This is a genomic window from Streptomyces corallincola (assembly GCF_019104725.1).
GTDB lineage: Bacteria > Actinomycetota > Actinomycetes > Streptomycetales > Streptomycetaceae > Streptomyces > Streptomyces corallincola.
Window position 1 is genome coordinate 30,665 of record NZ_JAHRXF010000004.1, and the last position, 23,651, is coordinate 54,315.

Genomic DNA, 23,651 nt, shown 5'->3' on the forward strand with positions numbered 1-23,651 from the left:
CGAGCCCACCCCTCATCGGCCACAGCGAACTTCACATCGGAAGCGAGATCTCACCACCGTGACTGCTCTGACTCTCAGCACCTCAGCGGCGCCCGGCCTGCGGGCCGACGCGATCGTGATCGGTGTCGCCAAGGGCTCCGCGTCCAGGTCCGGGGACCTGGTCGTCGCACCGGGCGCCGAGGCCGTGGACAAGGCGTACGACGGCAAGCTGGCCGACGTCCTGGAGACCCTCGGTGCCTCGGGTGCCGAGGGCGAGCTGACCAAGCTGCCCGCCCCGTCCGGCTTCAAGGCCCCGCTGGTGCTCGCGGCCGGCCTGGGCACCGCCCCCGTCAAGGGCGGCGAGTGGGACGCCGAGGCGCTGCGCCGCGCCGCCGGTACCGCCGCCCGCGCGCTCACCGGCTGCAAGAAGGCCGGGTTCGCGCTCCCCCTGGACGCCACCGGCGCCGTCGCCGCGATCGCGGAGGGCGCGCTGCTCGGCGCGTACTCCTTCGACACGTACAAGGAGACCGGCAAGAACGCCAAGGCCAAGGCGGACAAGGCGCCGCTGGCCGAGGCCGTCCTGCTGGGCGCCAAGCCGCGCGACAACGCCCACAAGGCCGCGCTGGCCCGTGCCGTCGCGGTCTGCGAGGAGCTGAACCGCGCCCGCGACCTGATCAACATGCCGCCCAACGACCTCACCCCCGCGGCCTTCGCCGCGGTGGCGCAGGGCGCGGCCAAGGAGCACGGCCTCAAGATCCAGGTGCTCGACGAGAAGGCCCTGATCAAGGGCGGCTACGGCGGCATCATGGGCGTCGGCCAGGGCGCCACCGCCACCCCGCGCCTGGTCAAGCTGTCGTACACGCACCCCAAGGCCGACAAGCACCTCGCTCTGGTCGGCAAGGGCATCACCTACGACTCGGGCGGCATCTCCCTGAAGCCGGCCGGTCACAACGAGACCATGAAGTGCGACATGAGCGGTGCCGCCGCCGTGTTCGCCGCCGTGGTCGCCGCCGCCCGGCTGGGCCTGAAGGTCAACGTCACCGGCTGGCTGGCGCTGGCCGAGAACATGCCGTCCGGCTCCGCCGTGCGCCCCGGTGACGTGCTGCGCATGTACAGCGGCAAGACCGTCGAGGTGCTCAACACCGACGCCGAGGGCCGTCTGGTCATGGCCGACGCCCTGTGGGCCGCCTCGCAGGAGAAGCCGGACGCCCTGGTGGACGTCGCCACCCTCACCGGCGCGATGGTTCTCGCCCTGGGCAGCCGCACCTTCGGTGTCATGGCCAACGACGACGCGTTCCGCACCGCGCTGTACGAGGCCGCCGAGGAGGTCGGCGAGCCCGCGTGGCCCATGCCGATGCCGGAGCACCTGCGCAAGGGCATGGACTCCTCCGTCGCGGACATCGCCAACATGGGCGAGCGGATGGGCGGCGGTCTCGTCGCCGGTCTCTTCCTGCGCGAGTTCGTCGGTGAGGGCATCACCTGGGCGCACCTCGACATCGCGGGCCCGGCCTTCAACGAGGGCGGCCCCTTCGGCTACACCCCCAAGGGCGGCACCGGTTCCGCGGTGCGCACCCTGGTCCGCCTGGCGGAGCTGACGGCGGAGGGCCTGACGGCCTGACCCGGAAGTCCCGCGATTGCCCGCAGCGCCGATGAGGCCTGCGGGCAATCGCATGCCCACCCGACCGCGCCGGCCTCCCGGCGAGCGGCGCGCGGCGCACCACCCGGTCCGCACCGGCACCCCGCGGCTCCGGCACGGCCGGAGCCCCCGTACCCCCGCGGAGTGGGACGCCTCACACACCGGCCCGGCGTCTCGCCCGCCCCGAACAAGTGCAAAGATGGAGCCCGGCAGGACAGGGCCCCACCGAAGGGCCGAAGCATCAAGCGGCCGGACACCAGCCGCCGCCCGGTCATTGGAGACCGGAGGCGCACATGCATGGAGGACGTGACGTGGCGAACGACGCCAGCACCGTTTTCGACCTAGTGATCCTCGGCGGTGGCAGCGGTGGTTACGCCGCGGCGCTGCGCGGGGCCCAGCTGGGCCTGGACGTCGCCCTGATCGAGAAGGACAAGGTCGGCGGCACCTGCCTGCACCGGGGCTGCATCCCCACCAAGGCCCTGCTGCACGCGGGCGAGATCGCCGACCAGGCCCGCGAGAGCGAGCAGTTCGGCGTCAAGGCCACCTTCGAGGGCATCGACGTCCCGGCCGTGCACAAGTACAAGGACGGCGTGATCTCCGGCCTGTACAAGGGCCTCCAGGGTCTGATCGCCTCGCGCAAGGTGACGTACATCGAGGGTGAGGGCCGACTGTCCTCCCCGACCTCCGTCGAGGTGAACGGCCGCCGTGTGGAGGGCCGTCACATCCTGCTGGCGACCGGCTCCGTGCCGAAGTCGCTGCCGGGCCTGGAGATCGACGGCAACCGGATCATCTCCTCCGACCACGCCCTGGTCCTGGACCGCGTGCCGAAGTCCGCGATCATCCTCGGCGGCGGCGTCATCGGCGTGGAGTTCGCCTCCGCGTGGAAGTCCTTCGGTTCCGAGGTGACCGTCATCGAGGGTCTGAAGCACCTCGTCCCGGTCGAGGACGAGAACAGCTCCAAGCTCCTGGAGCGCGCGTTCCGCAAGCGCGGCATCAAGTTCAACCTGGGCACCTTCTTCTCGAAGGCCGAGTACACCCAGGACGGCGTGAAGGTCACCCTGGCCGACGGCAAGGAGTTCGAGGCCGAGGTGCTGCTCGTCGCCGTCGGCCGCGGCCCGGTCTCCCAGGGCCTCGGCTACGAGGAGCAGGGCGTCGCGATGGACCGCGGCTACGTCCTGGTCGATGAGTACATGCGCACCAACGTGCCGACCGTCTCGGCCGTCGGCGACCTCGTCCCCACCCTCCAGCTCGCGCACGTCGGCTTCGCCGAGGGCATGCTCGTCGCGGAGCGGCTGGCCGGTCAGAAGGTCGTCCCGATCGACTACGACGGCGTGCCGCGCGTGACGTACTGCCACCCCGAGGTCGCCTCCGTCGGCATCACCGAGGCCAAGGCCAAGGAGATCTACGGCGCGGACAAGGTCGTCGCCCTGAAGTACAGCCTGGCGGGCAACGGCAAGAGCAAGATCCTCAACACCTCGGGCGAGATCAAGCTCGTCCAGGTGAAGGACGGCGCCGTGGTCGGCGTCCACATGGTCGGTGACCGGATGGGCGAGCAGGTCGGCGAGGCGCAGCTCATCTACAACTGGGAGGCGCTGCCCGCCGAGGTGGCCCAGCTGGTGCACGCCCACCCGACGCAGAACGAGGCGCTCGGCGAGGCTCACCTGGCCCTGGCCGGCAAGCCCCTGCACGCCCACGACTGAGCCTCCGGCCGGACGACGACACAGACTTCCGCAATTCGTTAAGGAGCAACCGAAACCATGCCGGTTTCCGTAACCCTTCCGGCGCTCGGCGAGAGCGTCACCGAGGGCACCGTCACCCGCTGGCTGAAGGCCGAGGGCGAGCGCGTCGAGGCCGACGAGCCGCTGCTTGAGGTGTCCACCGACAAGGTGGACACCGAGATCCCCTCGCCCGCCGCCGGTGTCCTGGCCTCCATCAAGGTCGCCGAGGACGAGACCGTCGAGGTCGGCGCCGAGCTGGCCGTCATCGACGACGGCACGGGCGCGCCCGCCGCCGCCCCGGCCCCGGCCGCCGCGGAGGCCCCCGCCCCGGCCCCGGAGCCCACCCCGGCCCCCGCCGCCGAGGCCGCCCCCGCCGCCCAGGCCCCCGCGCCCGCCGCCGAGGCCCCGGCCGCCCCGGCCGGTGGCGCGCAGGGCACCGACGTGGTCCTGCCCGCGCTGGGCGAGTCGGTCACCGAGGGCACCGTCACCCGCTGGCTGAAGTCGGTCGGTGACTCCGTGGAGGCCGACGAGCCGCTGCTGGAGGTCTCCACCGACAAGGTGGACACCGAGATCCCCGCGCCCACCGCCGGTGTGCTGCTGGAGATCGTGGTCGGCGAGGACGAGACCGCCGAGGTCGGCGCCAAGCTGGCCGTCATCGGCGCCCCCGGTGCCGCCCCGGCCGCCGCTCCGGCTCCGGCCGCCCCCGCCCCGGCGCCCGCCGCCGAGGCCCCGGCCGCGCCTGCCCCCACCCCGGCCCCCGAGCCGACCCCGGCCCCGGCGCCCGCCCAGGCACCGGCTCCGACCCCGCAGCCGCAGGCCGCGGCTCCCGCCGCCGCTCCCGCTCCCGCTGCCCCCGCCGCTGAGGCCCCCGCTCCGGTCGCCGCCCAGGCGAGCGACGAGGGCGCCTATGTGACCCCGCTGGTGCGCAAGCTCGCCGCCGAGAACGGCGTGGACCTGTCCACCGTCAAGGGCACCGGCGTCGGCGGCCGTATCCGCAAGCAGGACGTGCTCGCCGCGGCCGAGGCCGCCAAGAGCGCCGCCGCCCCGGCCCCGGCCGCCGCTGCCGCCCCGGCGAAGAAGGCCCCCGCGCTGGAGACCTCCCCGCTGCGCGGCCAGACCGTCAAGATGACCCGCATCCGCAAGGTCATCGGCGACAACATGGTCAAGGCCCTGACCGAGCAGGCCCAGCTCTCCTCGGTCGTCGAGGTGGACGTCACGCGGCTGATGAAGCTGCGCGGCCGGGCGAAGGACTCGTTCGCCGCCCGCGAGGGCGTCAAGCTCTCCCCGATGCCGTTCTTCGTGAAGGCCGCCGCCCAGGCGCTGAAGGCCCACCCGGTCATCAACGCCCGGATCAACGAGGCCGAGGGCACGATCACCTACTTCGACACCGAGAACGTCGGTATCGCGGTGGACTCGGAGAAGGGCCTGATGACCCCGGTCATCAAGGGCGCCGGTGACCTCAACATCGCGGGTATCGCCAAGGCGACCGCCGACCTGGCGGGCAAGGTCCGCGCCAACAGGATCACCCCGGACGAGCTGTCCGGCGGGACCTTCACCATCTCCAACACCGGTTCGCGCGGTGCCCTGTTCGACACGATCATCGTGCCTCCGAACCAGGTCGCCATCCTCGGCATCGGTGCCACCGTGAAGCGCCCCGCGGTCATCGAGACCGAGGAGGGCACGGTCATCGGCGTCCGCGACATGACGTACCTGACCCTCTCCTACGACCACCGTCTGGTGGACGGCGCCGACGCGGCCCGCTACCTGACGGCCGTCAAGGCGATCCTGGAGGCCGGCGAGTTCGAGGTCGAGCTCGGCCTGTAACCGCCCCTCCTGGCAGCGCGGGATGCCCCCGTCCGGAACTCCGGGCGGGGGCATCCCGCGTTCCCGGCCCGCCCACGGGGCATCGGTGACCCTGTGTGCGCCTTGTCTCACCTGGACGAAAGCGCCCGCGCGCGCCCTGTCCGGGCCGACGGGCGGCCGTATTGTCTAAGCGTCAAACCCGGCCCTGAAGGAGCCCCCATGACCGCGCCCGTCGTCCACTCGCTGCGCGAACAGATCCGCGAGCACATCGTGGAGGGGATCGTCAGCGGGCGCTGGCAGCCGGGGGAGCGGATCGTGGAGCGGCGGATCGCCACGGAGCTGGAGGTCAGCCAGACTCCGGTGCGCGAGGCGCTGCGGGAGCTGGAGTCGCTCCGGCTGATCGAGTCGGCGCCGAACAAGGGCGTACGGGTGCGGAATCTGACGGCCGCCGACCTGGAGGAGAGCTATCCCGTCCGGGCGGGCCTGGAGGCCATCGCGGCGGAGCTGGCGGCCCAGCGGCTCGCGGAGGACTGCTCGGCCCTCCAGCCGCACGTCCTGGCGCTCTACGAGGCCGACCGCGACGCCGACGGCACCGGCCAGGTCCGGCACACCGTGGGCTTCCACCGCGAACTGGTCCGCGCCGCCGGGAACTCGGTGCTGCTGCACACCTGGGAGGGCCTGGGCATCGAGGTGTTCACGGCGCTGTCCATCCGCTGGCTCGGCACGGTGCAGCAGTCGTACGCCGAGGAGCACGAGGAGCTGGTGCAGGCGTTCCAGCGGCGGGACCCCCGGATCGCGGAGCTGGTGAAGGCGCACGTCCTGGGCTGCGCGCCCCGCCCCGACCTGGCCTGAGCATCCCCCCGCCCACCTGCGAAAACCAGGGAAAATCACGGCACCGCGTGCCCTTTCCCAAGGCACCGGGTGCCTACTTTTCTCAGATCGAGAGCTTTTGCCCTGGAACCCTTTGATCGATCATCGATCAGGGGGATACAGTCCTCGACGGACTTCCACCGAGGTCCGCTGCCCTGTCCTGCCAAAGACTCAAGGGCAACCCCGAACCCTTAACGATGAGGGAACCCCCTTCGACTGAGGAAGGCGGCGACATGACCGACCCCTACGCCATCCAGCCGAGCGCGCTCGACCAGCTCCCGGACCGTGACCCGGAGGAGACCGCCGAGTGGCGGGCCTCCCTGGACGCCGTCGCACGGGAGGCGGGCCCGCACCGCGCCGCGTACCTGATGCGCCGCACGCTGGAACGGGCGGAGGCGGGCGGCGTCGCGCTGCCGAAGCTTCTGGAGACGGACTACGTCAACACCATCCCCACCGCCGCCGAGCCCGCTGCGGACGGCGACGAGGCGATGGAAGCCCGGATCACCGCGTGGAACCGCTGGAACGCGGCGGCGATGGTGACCCGTGGCGCGCGGTACGGCGTGGGCGGCCACATCGCCACCTTCGCCTCGGCGGCCTGGCTGTACGAGACCGGCTTCAACCACTTCTTCAAGGGCAAGGAGGGCGACGGCTCCGGCGACCAGATCTACGTCCAGGGCCACGCCGCCCCCGGCGTCTACGCCCGTGCCTTCCTGGACGGCCGCCTCACCGAGGCCCACCTCGACAACTTCCGCCAGGAGGCGGGCGGCAACGGCCTCCCGTCGTACCCGCACCCGCGCCGCCTGCCCTGGCTGTGGGAGTTCCCGACGGTGTCGATGGGCCTCGGCCCGCTCTCCGCGATCTACCAGGCGCGCTTCAACCGCTACCTGACCAACCGCGGCATCAAGGACGTCTCCGCCTCGCACGTGTGGGCGTTCCTCGGTGACGGCGAGATGGACGAGCCGGAGTCCACGGCGGCCCTCTCGCTCGCCGCCCGTGAGGGTCTGGACAACCTGACCTTCGTCATCAACTGCAACCTGCAGCGCCTCGACGGCCCGGTCCGCGCCAACTTCAAGATCGTGCAGGAGCTGGAGGCCCAGTTCCGGGGCGCCGGGTGGAACGTCGTGAAGACGCTCTGGGGCACCGCCTGGGACGAGCTGTTCCGGCTCGACACCACGGGCGCCCTGGTCCGCCGTCTCCGCCAGGTGCCGGACGCCCAGGTGCAGACGTACCAGACGCGCGACGCGGCCTACATCCGCCAGGACTTCTTCGGCGCCGACCCGGAGCTGGCCGCGATGGCGAAGCTGCTGAGCGACGACAAGATCCTGGAGTGCTTCCACCTGTCGCGCGGCGGCCACGAGGCCCGCAAGGTGTACGCCGCCTACCGCGCGGCGGTGTCCTTCAAGGGCGCGCCGACCGTGGTCCTGGCCCAGACGGTCAAGGGCCACACCCTCGGCGAGGGCTTCGCCTCGAAGAACGCCAACCACCAGATGAAGAAGCTCTCGGTGGACGAGTTCAAGGCGATGCGCGACCTGCTCGAACTGCCCATCAAGGACAGCGACTTCACCGACGGCCTGGTCCCCTACGGCCACCCCGGCGCCGACTCCCCCGAGGTCCGCTACCTCCAGGAGCGCCGCGCGGCCCTCGGCGGTCCGGCCCCGGCCCGCCGTACGCACCCGCTGGCCCCGCTGCCCGCGCCGTCGGAGAAGGCGTTCGCCTCCTTCGACAAGGGCTCCGGCTCGCAGAGCGTCGCCACCACGATGGCCTTCGTCCGCCTCGTCAAGGACCTCGTCCGCGACAAGGAGACCGGCAGGCGCTGGGTGCCGATCGTCCCCGACGAGGCGCGCACCTTCGGCATGGAGAGCCTCTTCCCGTCCCTCGGCATCTACTCGCCCAAGGGCCAGACGTACGAGCCGGTGGACCGCGACCAGCTCATGTACTACAAGGAGGCCAAGGACGGCCAGATCCTCAACGAGGGGATCACCGAGGCCGGTTCGATGGCCGACTTCATCGCCGCGTCCACCGCGTACGCCACCCACGGCGAGGCGATGATCCCGTTCTACATCTTCTACTCGATGTTCGGCTGGCAGCGCACGGCCGACCAGATGTGGCAGCTCGGCGACCAGCTCGGCCGGGGCTTCCTGGTCGGCGCCACCGCCGGGCGGACCACGCTGACCGGCGAGGGCCTCCAGCACGCCGACGGCCACTCCCCCGTCATCGCGGCCACCAACCCGGCCGCGCTGAGCTACGACCCGGCGTTCGCGTACGAGATCGCGGTCATCGTCCGCGAGGGTCTGCGCCGGATGTACGGCGAGGCGCTGCCGGGCGAGGACCAGAACGTCTTCTACTACCTGACGGTCTACAACGAGCCGATGCCGCAGCCCGCCAAACCGGCCGCCGCGCACATCGACGAGGGCATCGTCAAGGGCCTGTACCGCTTCAACACGGCGGAGTCCGCGGGCCTTTCGGTCCCGGCCAACGCACCGCGCCTGCAACTGCTGGGCTCGGGTACGGCGATCCACTGGGCGCTGAAGGCGCAGCGGCTGCTCGCCGAGGAGTGGGGCATCTCGGCCGACGTGTGGTCCGCGACCTCCTGGGGCGAGCTGCGCCGGGACGCGCTGGAGGCCGACGAGGCGCTGCTGCGCGGCGAGGAGCGGGTGCCGTTCGTGCGCCGCGCGCTGGCCGGTGCCGAGGGCCCGGTCCTCGCGGTGTCGGACTACATGCGTCAGGTGCCGGACCAGATCGCGCAGTGGGTCGAGCAGGACTGGTCCTCGCTGGGCGCCGACGGCTTCGGTCTGTCGGACACCCGTGACGCGGCCCGCCGCCACTTCGGTGTGGACGCCGAGTCCATCGTCGTCGCGGCCCTGGCCCAGCTCGCCCGGCGCGGCGAGGTCAAGGCGACGGCCGTGAAGGAAGCGCGCGAGAAGTACGGGCTGTAACACCCCGGCCCCTGGAGAAAGGGGGTCCGGTGTGGTCCTCGGGGACCGCACCGGGCCCCCTTTCTCCGTGTCCGGCCGGGCATCATGGGCGCATGCGTGCCGCCCGGCTGATCAAGATGGTTCTGCTGCTCCAGGCCCGGCCCGCCATGACCGGCGCCGAACTGGCCGCCGAGCTGGAGGTGTCGGAGCGTACCGTCGCGCGGGACGCGCAGGCGCTCTCCGAGGCCGGGGTCCCGGTGTACGCGGACCGGGGCCGGGCGGGCGGTTACCGGCTGGTCGGCGGGTATCGCACCCGGCTGACGGGGCTGGCCCGCGACGAGGCGGAGGCGCTGTTCCTGAGCGGGGTGCCGGGCGCGCTGCGGGAGATGGGGCTGGCGGACGTGGCGTCGGCGGCCCGGCTGAAGGTGTCGGCGGCGCTGCTGCCCGCGCTGCGGGACGCCCCGGACAGCGCGGCCGGACGCTTCCACCTGGACGCGCCGGGCTGGTTCCACGAGCCCCGCACGCCCGAGCCGCTGCCCCGGATCGCGGAGGCGGTGTGGGGCGATCTGCCGCTGGGGGTGGTGTACCGGCGCGGACGGGCGTGCGCGGAACGGGAGTTGGAGCCGTACGGCCTGGTGCTGAAGGCGGGCGTCTGGTATCTGTGCGCGCGGGTCGCCGGGGCGGACGCCTTCCGTACGTACCGGGTGGACCGGTTCGAGGCGGTCGCGGTGCGCTCCGGGCGGTTCGTACGGGACCCGGAGTTCGACCTGCCCGCGTTCTGGGCGGCGCAGGCGGACCGGTTCGCCCGCTCGCTGCTGCGCGCCGAGGCGGTCGTCCGCCTCTCCCCCGGCGGCGTGCGGGCCCTGCCGCGCGCGGTCGGCCCGCGGGCGGCCCAGGAGGCACTGGACGGCGCGGGGGCACCGGACGCGGAGGGGTGGGTGCGGGTGGTGGTGCCGGTGGAGTCGGAGGAGGTCGCGCACGAGCAGCTGCGGCTGCTGGGCCCGGAGGTGGAGGTACTGGGCCCGGCGGCGCTGCGGGAGCGGTGCGCGGCGGACGCGCGGCGGCTGGCGGCGCGGTACGGGGGCGGCTGATCCCCGCGGGGGCCGCGTACGGGGTCCGGGAGACGCGTGCGGGGTCCGGGGGCCGCGTGCGCGGTGAGGGAGATCGTGTGACGAACCGCCGCACTCCGCGTGCGCCCGTCCGGCCGAGGCCCGATGCTGGTGTGCGTGATGGACGAGACGGAGTTCTGGGAGCTGATCGACACCAGCCGCGAGGCCGCCGGGGGCGACCCCGAGGACCAGGCGGACGCGCTCGTGGACCGGCTGCTCCAGCTCGACCCGGAGCTGGTCCTGGACTTCGCCCGGCATTTCGAGGCCCGCTACAACCGTGCCTACCACTGGGACCTGTGGGGCGCGGCCTGGGTGCTGCTGGACGGGGCGAGCGACGACGTCTTCGACTCGTTCCGGTGCTGGCTGATCGGTCAGGGCCGGGAGGTCTTCGAGGGCGCCCTGCACGCCCCGGACTCCCTGGCGGAGCTGCTGGCGGAGTTCGACGAGGAGATCGACGGGGACGGCGAGGAGCTGGGGTTCGCGGCCGACGAGGCGTACGAGGAGCTGACCGGCACGGTCGCCCCGGATCTCGGCATCGCGCCCGCCCCGCCGGAGCCGGAGGGCACCCCGGTGGACTTCGAGGACGACGCGACGCTGGCCGAGCTGTACCCGCGGCTCACCTCCCGGTTCCGGGACTGACGGCGGCGGCGGCGGGCGTTCCGTGTCCGGTGTCCGCGGGGTCGTGCGCGACGGCCGGGGAGCTGACGGGAGAGGCGGCCGGGGCGGTGCGGGCCGGGCTCGCGGAGACGGGCGCCTTCGGCTCGGCGGTGCCGGTGACCGTACGGCCCTGGAGGCGGGCCGCCTGCTGCCGGATCTCCGGGAGGCGGGCGGTGAGGGCGGCGCCGGGGCAGCTGGTCATGTACCCGTCCTGGTGTCCGGCGACGGCGGGCAGGGTGGCACCGGTGCCCGCCTTGAAGCGGCTGAGGTCGTTGCTGGAGACGAGGTGCGCGGTGGAGCGGGGGTCCACGTCGGCGAGGCCCAGTTTCCAGGCGGCGACGGCGGCGATGGCGTCGGTCATGGCGCGCGGTACGGGCACTCCGGAGGTGAAGGTGCCGAGCGCGGCGATGCCCGCCGTACGGTGGTTGAAGCCCTGGGTGTGGGCGCCGGTGACGGCCCGGTCCACACCGCCCGCGCGGCCCTCGTAGACGGTGCCGCAGCGGTCCACCAGGAAGTTGTAGCCGATGTCGTCCCAGCTGCGGGGGCCGGTCTGGCCGGTGTAGAGGGCGCGGATGATGCGGGGCGCGTCGGCGCAGTCGTACCCGTTGGGCGAGTCGGTGTGGTGGACGAAGACGGCGACCACCTTGTCGTCGTAGCGCGGCGGGGGCTGGCTGGGCAGGACCGGGGCGGTGGCGAGCCAGACGGACCGGGGCACGATGCGCGGCCGGGGCGCCGGGTGGGCCGGTGCCGGGACGGCGGCGGGGCGGGCGAGGGGGACGGCGGCGGGGCGCTCGACGCCGCGCGCGCACAGGGCGAGCGCGACGACGGCGGCCAGGCCGGGCAGGCACCCCAGCAGCACCAGCAGCGCTCCGGGGACCCGCACGGTCCCCTGCCGCCGCGCCGCCGGCGATCTTCGGAAGACACGCATGATGCTCACTGTCGGGCGGCGCGGCGCGGCCCGCGATGTGTGATCTGCCACCTGGTGGAACCATCGGCCGGGTGGCGGACGTTTGGGGACATAGGGAGTTCTCCGGCCGTCGTGCGGTCCCGGAGGGCGCCCCGTCCGATCGTCGGGGCCGTGGGTCCCGGTCCGTCCAGGGGCGCCCCGAGCCCGTTCCGGGCGTCCGAGTGAAAGGCGGCTCCGTGGATCTGCTCGATCTGCTGCTCGCGCTGGTGATCCTGCTCTACGCGGCGTCCGGGTACCGGCGCGGCCTGCTGGCGGGCTGTCTGTCGCTGGCCGGGTTCGTGGGCGGCGCGGCCGTCGGGGTGTGGGCGCTGCCCTGGGTGATGACGCTGGTGGAGCGCGGCACCACGCAGGCGACGGTGCTCGCGGTGGTGACGGTGCTGGTGCCGGGCATGGTGGGGCACGAGCTGGCGGGACGGCTGGGGCTGCGGCTGCGCAGTCAGCTGGACCGGGCGGGCCGGGGTCCGCTGCGGGTCGTGGACGGCATAGGGGGCGCGGCGGCCAACGCGGTCGCGGTGCTGCTGGTGGCGTGGGTCGCGGCGAGTGTGCTGGCCGCCTCCTCCTCCCCGCTGCTGTCCACGGCGATCCGGAACTCCTCGCTGCTGGGGGCGGTGCAGCGCACCATGCCGGAGACGACCCCGGTGTGGTTCTCGCGGGCCACCTCGGCGCTGACCGAGGCGGGGTTCCCGCAGGTGTTCAACCCGTTCGAGAACGAATCGACGGCGCAGGTGGCGCGGCCCACCGGGGACAGCGTCACCCCGGCCGCGACGGCCGCCGCGCAGCGCAGCACGCTGAAGATCGAGGGTGCGGCCGGTGACGAGGGGCGGGAGGGCAGCGGTTTCGTCTTCGCCCCGCAGCGTGTGATGACCAACGCGCACGTGGTGGCGGGCATCGCGCATCCCACGGTGCGGGTCGGCGGGGTCGGGCAGTCGTACGCGGCCCGTGTGGTGCTGTTCGACCCGAACCGGGACGTGGCCGTGCTGTACGTCCCCGGTCTGCGCGCGCCGGTGCTCCGCTTCGACACGGGCGCGGCGCGCGGCGACTCGGCGGTGGTCGCCGGGTATCCGCAGGACGGCAGCCTCGATCTCCAGGCGGCGACCGTCGCGGGCCGGGTGGAGGCCACCGGCCAGAACATCTACAGCGACCGCACGGTCACCCGCGAGATCTACTCCATCCGCTCCACCGTCCGCCCCGGCAACTCCGGCGGCCCCCTCCTCACCACCGAGGGCCGCGTCTACGGCGTCGTCTTCGCCCGCTCCACCTCCGACGCGGAGACGGGGTACGTCCTGACCGCCGACGAGGTCGCCGCCGACGCGAGCCGGGGCGCGACGGCGACGGTTCCGGTGGACACGGGGCGGCTGATCACGTCGTAGCGAAAACGCCCCGCGGGCTCGGAGGGCTCGGAGGGCTCAGACGGAACGCCCCATGAGCACGTCGTCCACGTAGTCGCCGCCCACACGGAACTCACCGGGGAGCACGCCCTCGACGGCGAAGCCCTCCGACTCGTAGAGCCGCCGGGCGGGCGTGTTGTGCCCGAGGACGCGCAACGTGACCCGCCGCGCCCCCCGCCGCCGCGCCTCCTCCAGCGCCCCCCGCAACAGCGCCCGCCCGGCACCCCGGCCGCGCGCCGCCTCGGCCACGGCGAACCCCTGGATCTGCCGCACATGCGCGTTGGACGCCAGCCGCGTCGGCGGCACCAGCCGGACATACCCGGCCACCCGCCCGTCCACCTCCGCGACCAGATGGTCCACCGGCTGATGCCGTGCGTCGAAGAACGGCGGATACGGCGGCCTCGGCTCCGGCAGCACCGCGTGCAACGGCGACCACACCTCCCGGTCGAGCGCGGCAAGCACGGCTTCGTCTTCCTGACGGGCGTGGCGTATGAGCGGTGCTGACATGGCGGTCACTGTAGGGCCTGTCTTCAAACTCGCCTCGTCGTCCGGAGGACGGCCCCGCGGCGTCCGGTGCGTGCTCTCGGCGTGCCGGCCGTGATCCCTCGTACTGGGCCGTACTCGGGGTCGCGGCCGGTGCGGCGAGAGGGCGTGCCGGGCGTCGCGGGGCAGAGGGGAGTGTGAAGACAGGCCCTGGTCGGCCTGGGCGGCGTCCGGGGGCGTGTCGGTCGCGTGCGGCTGATCGCTTTCGGCGCGAGGGGGAAGTATGGGGCGCATGGAGCGTTCACGAATCGTGGTGGCCGGGGCGTCCGGGTTGATCGGTGGGGCGTTGGTGCGGTCGCTGGCCGCAGACGGGCATGAGGTGGTGCGGTTGGTGCGGCGGGAGCCGCGTGGGGCGGACGAGGTGCGGTGGGACCCGGAGCGGCAGCGGGTGGACACGGCCGGGCTGGTGGGCTGTGACGCGGTGGTGAACCTGGCGGGCGCGGGGATCGGGGACCGGCGCTGGACGCCGGAGTACAAGCGGCTGATCCGGGACAGCCGGGTGCTCGGCACGGCGGCGCTCGCGGAGGCGGTGGCCGCGCTGGACACCCCGCCGCGTGTCTTCGTGAACGGCAGCGCGATGGGCTTCTACGGCGACACCGGGGACCGCGCGGTGGACGAGGACGCGCCGCCCGGTGACGGTTTCCTGCCCTCGGTGTGCGTGGAGTGGGAGGAGGCCGCGCACCCGGCGGCCGAGGCGGGCGTACGGACGGCGTACGCGCGCACGGGTCTGGTGGTCGCGCGCGGTGGCGGGGCGTGGGGGCGGCTGTTCCCGCTGTTCCGGGCGGGCCTCGGCGGGCGCCTGGGCGACGGGCGGCAGTTCTGGTCGTACATCGCCCTGCACGACGAGGTCGCCGCGATCCGCCACCTCATCGACCACGACGGGCTGTCCGGCCCGTTCAACCTGACCGCGCCCGAGCCCCTGACCAACCGTGAGGTCACCGAGGCGATGGCGCGGGTGCTGCACCGGCCCGCCCTCTTCCCGGTGCCCGCCGCCGTGCTCCGTACGGTGCTCGGGGAACTGGCCGGGGATGTGCTGGGCAGTCAGCGGGTCGTCCCCAGGAGGCTGCTGGAGTCGGGCTTCACGTTCGCGTTCCCCGGTATCGACGAGGCGATCCGCGCGGCGCGGTGAGTCGGCGTGAGGGGGGCCGGAGCGGGTCGGGTGGTGGTGACGGGGGCCGAGGGTCCACGCTGCCCCGTCCCCGTACGACCGCCTCCCTGCGACCGGGTGCGGCCCGCTCCGGCCGCACCCGGCCCTCATGCGACCGCCGTGCGACCGTGCCCTGTCGATGCGCGACTGCCCCTGCCCGATCACGGACCTAGTCTCGATCCGAACCTCGATCCGAACTCGGTTATCCCTGGAGCCCGTTGGGGGCAGTACGCCTCCGGCGGCCGTGTGATCACAGGAGGGCCTCGTGCTTGAGCCCGCGAACCGCCAGGTGGACGTCGTCGTCGTGGGGGCCGGGGTCGCCGGACTCGCGGCGGCTCATCGGCTCACCAGCGCGGGAGTGACGACCGTAGTCCTGGAGGCCGCCCCCTGCGCGGGCGGCCGGATGGCGACGGAGAAGGTGGACGGCTTCCGGCTCGACCGCGTCGGGCAGGTGCTGTCCACGTCCGGCACCGAGCTGGGCCGCACCCCCGGCCTCGGCTCCCTGCCGCTGCGCCCGTACGCGCCGGGCGTCCTGCTGCACCGCGACGGCCGTACGCACCGCGCGGGCGCCCCGGTGAACGCGGGGAGCGCGAGGGGCGCACTTCATGCCGTGCGCGCCCTGGCGAGCGCCCCCAGGGGCGGTACGGCGGTGTCCGGCCGGGGCGGTACGGCCCCGGCGGGGGGCGCGATGGACCAGGCCCGGCTGGGCGCCGCCCTGGGGCGGCTCGCCGCCACCCCGGTGGACCGGCTGCTGGCCCGCCCCGAACTCCCCGCCGCCGAGGCGCTCGCCGCGCGCGGGATTCCGGCCCGCACGGTCGCCGGATTCCTGCGTCCGCTGCTCGCCGCCCTGCTGTCGGACCCGGCGCTGACCTCGTCCAGCCGCGCCGCCGACCTCGCGCTGCGCGCCTTCGCGGGCGGTGGGCTGTGCGTGCCGGAGGGGGGCGCGGAGGCGGTGCCGGAGCTGCTGGCCCGCGCGCTGCCGCCGGGTACGGTCCGTACGGGGGTCCGGGTCACCTCGGTCTCCACGACCGCGGTGGCCACCGCCGACCACGGGGAGTTCCACTGCCGCGCGGTGCTGCTGGCGACCGACGCGCGCGCGGCGGCCGTCCTGCTGCCGGGGCTGCGGGTGCCGGACTTCCACCCGGTGACCGTGGTCCACCACACCACCGACGATCCGGCGCCCGCGTTCGCCGCCGGGCGCTCCCTGCTGCTGGACGCCGACCGGGGCGGTCCGGTCGCGCACACGGCCGTGGTCAGCGCGGTGGACCCGAGCCGCGCCCCGGCCGGGCGGCTGCTGATCTCCTCCACCGTGCTGGGCACCCCGCCGGACGACGTGGACACCGCCGTCCGGACCCACCTCTCCCGTCTCTACGGCACGTCCACGCGCCGCTGGGAGACGCTGGCCGTGCATCACACCCGGGACGCGGTTCCGGCTCTGCGGCCCCCGTACGACCCGCACCGCCCGGTCCGCCTCCTCGCCGGGCTCTACGTCTGCGGCGACCACCGTGACACCGGTGGCCCCGACGGCGCCCTCCACTCCGCCCGCCGCGCCGCCGCCGCGATCCTCTCCGACCTCGGCGCGCACGCCTCCGGCCCCGAGACGGAGGCTCCCCTGCCGAGGGCGGCGTAGGAAGGCCCCCGGCAGGCACCCCGGCCCCCGCGCCCTCCTCAGCTCAGCGCGGCCACCCGCTCCCGGTACCCCCGTGCGGGCGCGCCGTCGCGGTAGGGCTCCAGACGGCGCTCGAAGTCACGGACGTACTCCACCGCGCGGACGGAGCGCATCTCGGCGGCCTGGGCGGCGGCTTCGGCGGCGAGGGCGCAGGCCGCGTCGAGTTCGCCGAGGCCGAGCCGGGCGGTGGCGAGGACGACGCGGCAGAGCAGGCGGCTGCGGGCGTGGCCGGGGGCGCGGAGTTGCAGGGAACGCTCGGCGTACTGCGCGGCGGCACGGAACTGCTGGAGATCGCGGTGGCAGTGCGCGAACTCGTGCGCGAGCTGGGCCTCGTCGAAGGAGCGCGCCCAGTGCGGCACCTCGTCCCCGGGCCGGGCGGCCTCCATCGCGCGCTCGGCACGCACGAGTGCGCCGGTGCACGCCCGCACCTCCCCCATCACCCCGTGCGCCCGCGCCTCGGCCGCGTGCAGCATGGCCTGGACGGCGGCCGTGGCCCCGCTGCCCGCGCCCTGCTGCGCGACCCGCGCCAGCTGCACCGCCTCGCGCCCGTGCCCGAGATGGACGGCCTGTCGGCTCATGGTGACCAGGACGTACGACCCGTAGGCCCGGTCCCCGGCGGCCTGCGAGAGCCGCAGCGCCTGGACGAAGTACCGCTGGGCGAGCCCGTGCGCCCCGATGTCGTACGAGGTCCACCCCGCGAGCCGGGTGAGGTCGGCGGCGGCGCCGAACAGACGGCGGCCGGTGTGTTCGTCGTAGGAGCCGCGCAGCATCGGCTCGCACTCGTGCTCCAGATAGCGGACCAGCGCCTGCCGGGCGTGACCGCCGCCGTAGGCGTCGTCGAGGGTGCGGAAGAGGTCCCCGACCGAGCGCAGCGCGGCGATGTCGCCGCCGGTGACCCGGTGTCCGGGCAGCCGGACGGCGGCCACCCGCGGCCGGGCGGCGCCGGGCAGCAGCGGGTCGGTCGCGCCGCGTGCGGTGGTGGGCCGGAGCTGGGCGGGCACGCGGGGCGCGGGCTCGCGTGCCACCCGGTCGTCGGCCTTGCCGATGAGCCAGTCCCGGCTGGGCACCACCAGCCCGGCCGGGGTGAAGGCGATCTTCCGCAGCTCGGTGTGGCTGCCGGAGTCCTTGCGCCAGAGCCCCGCGACGATCTCGACGGCCTCCTCCGAGGTGGCGGCGAACTCCAGCCCGGCGTAGACGGGGGCGCACGCGTCGAGGCCGAGGTCCTGCGCGGTGAGCCGACGCCCGAGACGGCGCGTGAACACCTCGGCGATCAGGGCGGGCGTGGTGCCGCGGGGCTGCTGGCCGCGCAGCCAGCGGGTCACCGAGGTCTTGTCGTATCTGAGGTCCAGCCCGTGTTCCAGACCGAGCTGGTCCACTCGACGGGCCAGACCCGCGTTGGAGAACCCCGCCTCCGCGATGAGCGTGGCGAGCTGGCGGTTGGGGGTGCGCTGCGCGGGTCGGTCCGTCATCTGCTGTGCGGTCTCCTGCCTTCCGGGCCTGCTGAACTGCCCGGACGCCTGTGAGCAGCCGTAATGGCCTCATGGACGGCGCGAATGTAGCGGAGAGTGAACAAGCGCCCGCACACTTCGTCCGGCATTCATCCGATCGTGTGAGGATTGGCCGCAGGGCTGACGTACTCCGATCGGACGTACAGTGGCGTGGGCGCGCGACGCGCCTGACGTGGGGCCCGGCGCCGGGTCCGCCGTCCGGTCCGCTGAGGGAGGCGCTTGCCGTGAGCGAGTTGCGGTTCGTCCGTATGGGGTTCGGCGCGGACGCCGTGGATTACCAGGAGGCGTGGGACGAGCAGCGCCGGGTGCACGCGGCCCGGTTCGCCGACGAGGTCCCCGACACCGTGCTGCTGGTGGAGCATCCGCCGGTCTACACGGCGGGCCGCCGTACGGCGGAGAGCGAACGCCCGCTGGACGGCACACCGGTGATCGACGTGGACCGCGGCGGCAAGATCACCTGGCACGGCCCCGGCCAGCTGGTCGGCTACCCGATCCAGAAGCTGCCCCGCCCGGTGGACGTGGTCGCCCATGTCCGCCGCCTGGAGGAGGCGCTGATCCGCACCTGCGCCGAGTACGGCGTCGAGACCAGCCGCGTCGAGGGGCGCAGTGGGGTCTGGGTGCTGGGCGACCCGGTGGAGCGGCGGGCCGCGCTGGGCGGCCTCTCGCTCGACTTCGACCCCCGGCTGGCCGACGACGAGTTCGACCCGCGCCTCAACGGCCCGGAGTACGCGCCGTCCAACGCGGGCCAGCGCCGCGAGGACCGCAAGATCGCCGCGATCGGCATCCGCGTCGCCAAGGGCGTCACCATGCACGGCTTCGCCTTCAACGTGAACCCGGACAACCGCTGGTTCGACCGGATCATCCCGTGCGGCATCCGGGACGCGGGCGTCGCCTCGCTGGCGAACGAGCTGGGCCGGGACATCGGCGTGGAGGACGTGCTGCCGGTGGTCGAACGGCACCTGCGGGACGTCCTCGGCGACGCGGACCTCAGGCCGCGCGAGATCGACCGGGCGGCCGTCTGACCCGGAACACCCGCCCCTGCCCCGGAGACCCGCCCCACCCGCGGGAATGCCACCTGCGGCAGTGGGGTTGGCCTCCCCGACAGGACTCCGTAAACACGGGCGTACGCTGGTGTACGCCGAAGATTCGAAGACAACTCACGCAATCAGCAGGGAGCCGGCCGTGTCCGCAGTCGCACCCGACGGACGCAAGATGCTGCGCCTGGAGGTCCGCAACAGCCAGACCCCCATCGAGCGCAAGCCCGAGTGGATCAAGACCCGGGCGAAAATGGGTCCCGAGTACACGAAGATGCAGAACCTCGTGAAGAGCGAGGGCCTGCACACGGTCTGCCAGGAAGCCGGCTGCCCGAACATCTACGAGTGCTGGGAGGACCGCGAGGCGACCTTCCTCATCGGCGGCGACCAGTGCACCCGGCGCTGCGACTTCTGCCAGATCGACACCGGCAAACCCGAGGCGCTGGACCGCGACGAGCCGCGCCGCGTGGGCGAGTCCGTGGTCACGATGGACCTGAACTACGCCACGATCACCGGTGTCGCCCGCGACGACCTGGAGGACGGCGGTGCCTGGCTGTACGCGGAGACCGTGCGCCAGATCCACGCGCAGACCGCCGAGCGCCCGGCCGGGCGTACCAAGGTCGAGCTGCTGGCCCCCGACTTCAACGCGGTCCCGGAGCAGCTCGCGGAGGTCTTCGGCTCCCGCCCCGAGGTCTTCGCGCACAACGTGGAGACGGTGCCGCGCATCTTCAAGCGCATCCGCCCCGGCTTCCGCTACGAGCGTTCGCTGAAGGTCATCACCGAGGCCCGCGACTACGGCCTGGTCACCAAGTCCAACCTGATCCTCGGCATGGGCGAGACCCGCGAGGAGGTCGGTGAGGCGCTGCGCCAGCTGCACGAGGCGGGCTGCGAGCTGATCACCATCACGCAGTACTTGCGCCCCTCCGTACGGCACCACCCGGTCGAGCGCTGGGTGAAGCCGCACGAGTTCGTGGAGCTGAAGGAGGAGGCCGAGCAGATCGGCTTCTCCGGCGTCATGTCCGGCCCGCTGGTCCGCTCCTCGTACCGCGCGGGGCGGCTGTACCAGATGGCCGTCGAGAAGCGCGGCGGGTTCGTGGCCACGCAGGCGGTCTGACTCCCCGGTCCGGGAGTCACGCCCGGCGGGCGGTCCCGTACGGCGGCACGCCAGCCGTGTGAACTCCCGCACAAGTAACTACCGGCCAGTAGTGGCCGATTCGGCGCGGCCCCGGCCGTCCTCGCAGATGAGGGCGACGACCGGGGCCGCGTCGGCGTTCCGGGGCCGACAGGGGCCGCCCGGCAAGGATTCATGGGCGTTTGACCGGTCGGTCACGTCCTGGTAACACCAGTCAGTGACTCTGGAATCACGTTTCGTGGATCACCCGCCCCGAGGGGAACCTGGATCATGCAGGCCGTGCCGGTCCGTGCCACCGCCATCCCGTCGTTCACCGACACTCTCCGCGCCGTGGAGTCGCTGCTGATGAGCAGCGGCCAGCGCACCGCCCGCCGCAACGCGTGGACCTCCGTGCAGGAGGACCGCCGCCGCGCCAAGGACCGGGTGGAGACCGAGCGCGTGCTCGACCGGGCGGCCGTACGCCCCTGAAACCGCGCGGCTCGTCCGCCTCCGCCCGCCCGGCCGGGCACTGCCGTCGAAGGCACTCCCGGCGACACGTAGACTTCCTGGCATGGCGAGGAAGGAAAACGCGGCTGATCCCGCGAACGCAGGGCGACTGAAGCAGATCGCTCTCACGTACAAGATGACCCGCAAGATCGACAAGTTGATCGGTCTTGTTCTCGCGGGCGTCGGACTCGGCACGCTCGCGGTCTTCCTCGTGGTCGGCTTCCTGGTCGGCCACCCGGTCTATCTGGGCATCGCCGGTCTCCTGGTGGGCCTCCTCGCCGCCGCGATCGTGTTCGGCCGCCGTGCCGAGCGGGCCGCGTTCGGGCAGATGGAGGGCCAGCCGGGCGCGGCCGCGGCGGTCCTGGACAACATCGGCCGGGGCTGGACGACGACTCCGGCGGTGGCGATGAACCGCAGCCAGGACGTGGTGCACCGGGCGGTCGGCAAGGCCGGTATCGTCCTGGTCGCCGAGGGCAACGCGAACCGGGTGAAGAGCCTGCTGGCCGCCGAGAAGAAGAAGATGAACCGGGTCGTCGCGGACGTCCCCGTGCACGATGTCATCGTCGGCACCGGCGAGGGCCAGACCGAGCTGAAGAAGCTCCGCACCACCATGCTGAAGTACCCCCGCGTGCTGACCGGCCCCCAGGTGACCACCACCAACGACCGGCTCCGCGCGATGGGCGACCTGATGAAGAACATGCCACTCCCCAAGGGCCCCATGCCCAAGGGGATGCGCATGCCGAAGGGCCCGAACCGCTAGCCGGTCGGTCCAGCCGTACGACAAGGGGCGCCCGGATCATTCCGGGCGCCCCTTGTCGTTGCCGGTCGGACGGGGAGCGGCGGCGAGCCCCCGCTCGGGAAGCCCCGGCTCGGGAAGCCCCCTCTCGGGAACCCCGGAGCCGCCGGGCCCCGTGTGCCTCAGACCCGTACCTCCACCGTCTGTGCCAGCCGGTCGTGGAGGCCGCGGCCGTCGCGGTCCCAGATGAGGGCGGGGACGGCGAGGCAGAGCAGGACGGTACGGAGCAGGGCGCGGGCGGGCTGGACGGTGCCGGTGCGCAGGGCGACGACACGGATGCCGAAGAGGCGCTTGCCGGGGGTGGAGCCGAGGGTGCCGACGGTGAGGACGCTCAGCACGAAGAAGACGAGCAGCGTCCAGTTGCTGGTGTCGTGCCCCTTACCGTGCGTGATCAGGCCGTATGCGATGAGCACGCACAGCGCCCAGTCCACGGCGAGTGCGCCGAGCCGTCGGCCGGGGCGGGCCAGTGAGTTCGGCCCGTCCTCGGGCAGCCCGAGCTGACGGCCCCGGTAGCCGAAGTCGGCCCCGGCGTCCTCCATCGCGGCACGCGGGCCCGAGAGCCACGATCCGATTGCTTGCCTGTTGTCCACCCGTCCACGGTAACCGGCCGGAAATCCGGGTAGGCGCGCAGGGGTGTGGCGGGGCCGCACCGGTCGGGCGGCCGGTTAACTTCTGTGAAACAAACGAGTCACGCCCGAGAAATCACCCGTCCCTAGGGTCGAGGGCACCGTGGGCCACCGCACTGGCCGCACGCACGATCTACCACCCCGGCGGCACGGTCGGGAGTAGGAGGAGCTGGATGTTCCAGAACGCCGACGAGGCCAAGAAGTTCATCGCGGACGAGGACGTCAAGTTCGTTGACGTCCGCTTCTGCGACCTGCCGGGCGTGATGCAGCACTTCACGGTGCCCGTCGAGGCGTTCGACCCGGACGAGGAGCTGGCCTTCGACGGTTCGTCGATCCGTGGCTTCCAGGCGATCCACGAGTCGGACATGGCGCTGCGCGCCGACCTGTCCACGGCCCGTGTCGATCCCTTCCGCCGCGACAAGACGCTGAACGTCAACTTCTTCATCCACGACCCGATCACGGGCGAGCAGTACTCCCGCGACCCGCGCAACGTGGCGAAGAAGGCGGAGGCGTACCTCGCCTCGACCGGTATCGCGGACACCGCGTACTTCGGTCCGGAGGCGGAGTTCTACGTCTTCGACTCGGTGCGTTTCGCCACCTCCGCGAACGAGTCCTTCTACCACATCGACTCCGAGGCGGGCGCCTGGAACACCGGTGCGCTGGAGAACAACCGGGGTTACAAGGTCCGCTACAAGGGCGGCTACTTCCCGGTGCCGCCGGTGGACCACTTCGCGGACCTGCGCGCGGAGATCTCCCTGGAGCTGGACCGGGCGGGCCTGAAGGTCGAGCGCCAGCACCACGAGGTCGGCACGGCCGGTCAGGCGGAGATCAACTACAAGTTCAACACGCTGCTCGCCGCCGCGGACGACCTCCAGCTCTTCAAGTACATCGTGAAGAACGTGGCCTGGCGCAACGGCAAGACCGCGACCTTCATGCCGAAGCCGATCTTCGGTGACAACGGCTCGGGCATGCACGTCCACCAGTCCCTGTGGACCGGCGGCTCTCCCCTCTTCTACGACGAGGCCGGTTACGCGGGCCTGTCGGACACCGCCCGCTACTACATCGGCGGCATCCTCAAGCACGCCCCGTCGCTGCTGGCGTTCACCAACCCGACGGTGAACTCGTACCACCGCCTGGTTCCGGGCTTCGAGGCGCCGATCAACCTGGTGTACTCGCAGCGCAACCGCTCCGCCGCGATGCGCATCCCGATCACCGGCTCCAACCCGAAGGCCAAGCGCGTCGAGTTCCGCGCGCCCGACTCCTCCGGCAACCCGTACCTCGCCTTCTCCGCGCTGCTCCTCGCGGGCCTGGACGGCATCAAGAACAAGATCGAGCCGGCCGAGCCGATCGACAAGGACCTCTACGAGCTGGCTCCCGAGGAGCACGCCAACGTGGCCCAGGTCCCCACCTCCCTCGGCGCCGTCCTCGACCGCCTGGAAGCCGACCACGAGTTCCTCCTCCAGGGCGACGTCTTCACGTCCGACCTGATCGAGACGTGGATCGACCTCAAGCGCACCACCGAGATCGCCCCCCTCCAGCTCCGCCCGCACCCGCACGAGTTCGAGCTGTACTTCGACGTGTGACAGAGGGCGCCGCTGAGCGCCCGCGCACTCGTGGTGAGGGCCGCCGCCCCGGTCTCCGGGACGGCGGCCCTCCGTCGTGTTCGGT

General features: G+C 73.0%; 19 protein-coding genes. 15 read left to right on the forward strand and 4 right to left on the reverse strand.

From position 1 onward, the window contains the following. Positions 1–58 precede the first annotated feature (58 nt). From KUM39_RS04455 to KUM39_RS04485, 7 genes are all read left to right on the forward strand, one after another. Positions 59–1,597 (forward strand): leucyl aminopeptidase, encoded by a 1,539-nt coding sequence (locus tag KUM39_RS04455; protein WP_217784045.1) that lies wholly within the window; start codon positions 59–61, stop codon positions 1,595–1,597. A gap of 329 nt (positions 1,598–1,926) precedes the next feature. Further along, entirely contained in the window at positions 1,927–3,315 is a 1,389-nt protein-coding gene (lpdA, locus tag KUM39_RS04460; RefSeq protein WP_217784046.1) for a dihydrolipoyl dehydrogenase, read from the forward strand. Positions 3,316–3,372: 57 nt separating this feature from the next. Further along, complete coding sequence (gene sucB / locus KUM39_RS04465; protein ID WP_217784047.1) at positions 3,373–5,157, forward strand: 2-oxoglutarate dehydrogenase, E2 component, dihydrolipoamide succinyltransferase; 1,785 nt, start codon at positions 3,373–3,375, stop codon at positions 5,155–5,157. A 198-nt stretch (positions 5,158–5,355) separates the two neighbouring features. Further along, the gene (locus KUM39_RS04470; protein ID WP_217784048.1) at positions 5,356–5,988 is read left to right on the forward strand and encodes a GntR family transcriptional regulator; all 633 of its coding nucleotides are present in this window, start codon (positions 5,356–5,358) and stop codon (positions 5,986–5,988) included. Positions 5,989–6,239: 251 nt separating this feature from the next. Beyond that, the gene (gene aceE, locus KUM39_RS04475) at positions 6,240–8,942 is read left to right on the forward strand and encodes a pyruvate dehydrogenase (acetyl-transferring), homodimeric type (RefSeq protein ID WP_217784049.1); all 2,703 of its coding nucleotides are present in this window, start codon (positions 6,240–6,242) and stop codon (positions 8,940–8,942) included. Positions 8,943–9,034: 92 nt separating this feature from the next. Further along, positions 9,035–10,012, forward strand: a complete 978-nt coding sequence (locus tag KUM39_RS04480; protein ID WP_217784050.1) for a helix-turn-helix transcriptional regulator — start codon at positions 9,035–9,037, stop codon at positions 10,010–10,012. Positions 10,013–10,150: 138 nt separating this feature from the next. Further along, positions 10,151–10,669: a DUF4240 domain-containing protein gene (locus KUM39_RS04485; protein ID WP_217784225.1), complete on the forward strand. Its 519-nt coding sequence runs from the start codon at positions 10,151–10,153 to the stop codon at positions 10,667–10,669. On the opposite strand, the gene KUM39_RS04490 is transcribed toward KUM39_RS04485, so the two are convergent. Further along, positions 10,647–11,615, reverse strand: a complete 969-nt coding sequence (locus KUM39_RS04490) for a peptidoglycan recognition protein family protein (protein ID WP_217784051.1) — start codon at positions 11,613–11,615, stop codon at positions 10,647–10,649. The two genes, KUM39_RS04485 and KUM39_RS04490, sit on opposite strands and share 23 nt — an antisense overlap. Positions 11,616–11,830: 215 nt before the next feature. On the opposite strand from KUM39_RS04490, the gene KUM39_RS04495 reads away from it, so the two are divergent. After that, positions 11,831–13,024 (forward strand): MarP family serine protease, encoded by a 1,194-nt coding sequence (locus KUM39_RS04495; protein WP_217784052.1) that lies wholly within the window; start codon positions 11,831–11,833, stop codon positions 13,022–13,024. 36 nt (positions 13,025–13,060) lie between these two features. Here KUM39_RS04495 and KUM39_RS04500 read toward each other — a convergent pair whose 3' ends face one another. Continuing rightward, positions 13,061–13,549, reverse strand: a complete 489-nt coding sequence (locus KUM39_RS04500; RefSeq protein ID WP_217784053.1) for a GNAT family N-acetyltransferase — start codon at positions 13,547–13,549, stop codon at positions 13,061–13,063. Positions 13,550–13,817: 268 nt separating this feature from the next. On the opposite strand from KUM39_RS04500, the gene KUM39_RS04505 reads away from it, so the two are divergent. Further along, positions 13,818–14,714 (forward strand): TIGR01777 family oxidoreductase, encoded by an 897-nt coding sequence (locus KUM39_RS04505; protein WP_217784054.1) that lies wholly within the window; start codon positions 13,818–13,820, stop codon positions 14,712–14,714. Between the two features lie 283 nt (positions 14,715–14,997). After that, positions 14,998–16,362, forward strand: a complete 1,365-nt coding sequence (locus KUM39_RS04510; protein WP_217784055.1) for an NAD(P)/FAD-dependent oxidoreductase — start codon at positions 14,998–15,000, stop codon at positions 16,360–16,362. A 38-nt stretch (positions 16,363–16,400) separates the two neighbouring features. On the opposite strand, the gene KUM39_RS04515 is transcribed toward KUM39_RS04510, so the two are convergent. Continuing rightward, positions 16,401–17,870: an NsdA family TPR-like regulatory protein gene (locus tag KUM39_RS04515; protein WP_217784056.1), complete on the reverse strand. Its 1,470-nt coding sequence runs from the start codon at positions 17,868–17,870 to the stop codon at positions 16,401–16,403. A 263-nt stretch (positions 17,871–18,133) separates the two neighbouring features. On the opposite strand from KUM39_RS04515, the gene lipB reads away from it, so the two are divergent. The 4 genes from lipB to KUM39_RS04535 all read left to right on the forward strand — a co-directional run bounded on the left by lipB (position 18,134) and on the right by KUM39_RS04535 (position 21,321). Continuing rightward, entirely contained in the window at positions 18,134–18,931 is a 798-nt protein-coding gene (gene lipB, locus KUM39_RS04520; protein ID WP_217784057.1) for a lipoyl(octanoyl) transferase LipB, read from the forward strand. Between the two features lie 160 nt (positions 18,932–19,091). Next, positions 19,092–20,057 (forward strand): lipoyl synthase, encoded by a 966-nt coding sequence (gene lipA / locus KUM39_RS04525; RefSeq protein ID WP_217784058.1) that lies wholly within the window; start codon positions 19,092–19,094, stop codon positions 20,055–20,057. Between the two features lie 288 nt (positions 20,058–20,345). Beyond that, positions 20,346–20,543, forward strand: coding sequence for an SCO2195 family GlnR-regulated protein (locus tag KUM39_RS04530; RefSeq protein WP_217784059.1), 198 nt, complete (start codon positions 20,346–20,348; stop codon positions 20,541–20,543). 82 nt (positions 20,544–20,625) lie between these two features. Continuing rightward, a complete protein-coding gene (locus tag KUM39_RS04535) occupies positions 20,626–21,321 on the forward strand; it encodes a DUF4191 domain-containing protein (RefSeq protein WP_217784060.1) in 696 nt (231 codons plus the stop codon). A gap of 158 nt (positions 21,322–21,479) precedes the next feature. On the opposite strand, the gene KUM39_RS04540 is transcribed toward KUM39_RS04535, so the two are convergent. Then, positions 21,480–21,947, reverse strand: a complete 468-nt coding sequence (locus KUM39_RS04540) for an RDD family protein (RefSeq protein WP_217784061.1) — start codon at positions 21,945–21,947, stop codon at positions 21,480–21,482. Between the two features lie 209 nt (positions 21,948–22,156). Here KUM39_RS04540 and glnA point away from each other — a divergent pair, with 209 nt between their 5' ends. Then, complete coding sequence (gene glnA, locus KUM39_RS04545) at positions 22,157–23,566, forward strand: type I glutamate--ammonia ligase (protein ID WP_217784062.1); 1,410 nt, start codon at positions 22,157–22,159, stop codon at positions 23,564–23,566. Positions 23,567–23,651: the final 85 nt, after the last annotated feature.

Bases quoted from the DNA above. Each gene is read 5' to 3' on its own strand.
- KUM39_RS04505 (WP_217784054.1), top strand. From the start codon at position 13,818: ATGGAGCGTTCACGAATCGTGGTGGCCGGGGCGTCCGGGTTGATCGGT.
- KUM39_RS04515 (WP_217784056.1), bottom strand. From the start codon at position 17,870: ATGACGGACCGACCCGCGCAGCGCACCCCCAACCGCCAGCTCGCCACG.
- KUM39_RS04485 (WP_217784225.1), top strand. From the start codon at position 10,151: ATGGACGAGACGGAGTTCTGGGAGCTGATCGACACCAGCCGCGAGGCC.
- KUM39_RS04530 (WP_217784059.1), top strand. From the start codon at position 20,346: ATGCAGGCCGTGCCGGTCCGTGCCACCGCCATCCCGTCGTTCACCGAC.
- KUM39_RS04500 (WP_217784053.1), bottom strand. From the start codon at position 13,549: ATGTCAGCACCGCTCATACGCCACGCCCGTCAGGAAGACGAAGCCGTG.
- glnA (WP_217784062.1), top strand. From the start codon at position 22,157: ATGTTCCAGAACGCCGACGAGGCCAAGAAGTTCATCGCGGACGAGGAC.
- KUM39_RS04470 (WP_217784048.1), top strand. From the start codon at position 5,356: ATGACCGCGCCCGTCGTCCACTCGCTGCGCGAACAGATCCGCGAGCAC.
- KUM39_RS04535 (WP_217784060.1), top strand. From the start codon at position 20,626: ATGGCGAGGAAGGAAAACGCGGCTGATCCCGCGAACGCAGGGCGACTG.
- KUM39_RS04490 (WP_217784051.1), bottom strand. From the start codon at position 11,615: ATGCGTGTCTTCCGAAGATCGCCGGCGGCGCGGCGGCAGGGGACCGTG.
- sucB (WP_217784047.1), top strand. From the start codon at position 3,373: ATGCCGGTTTCCGTAACCCTTCCGGCGCTCGGCGAGAGCGTCACCGAG.
- KUM39_RS04480 (WP_217784050.1), top strand. From the start codon at position 9,035: ATGCGTGCCGCCCGGCTGATCAAGATGGTTCTGCTGCTCCAGGCCCGG.
- aceE (WP_217784049.1), top strand. From the start codon at position 6,240: ATGACCGACCCCTACGCCATCCAGCCGAGCGCGCTCGACCAGCTCCCG.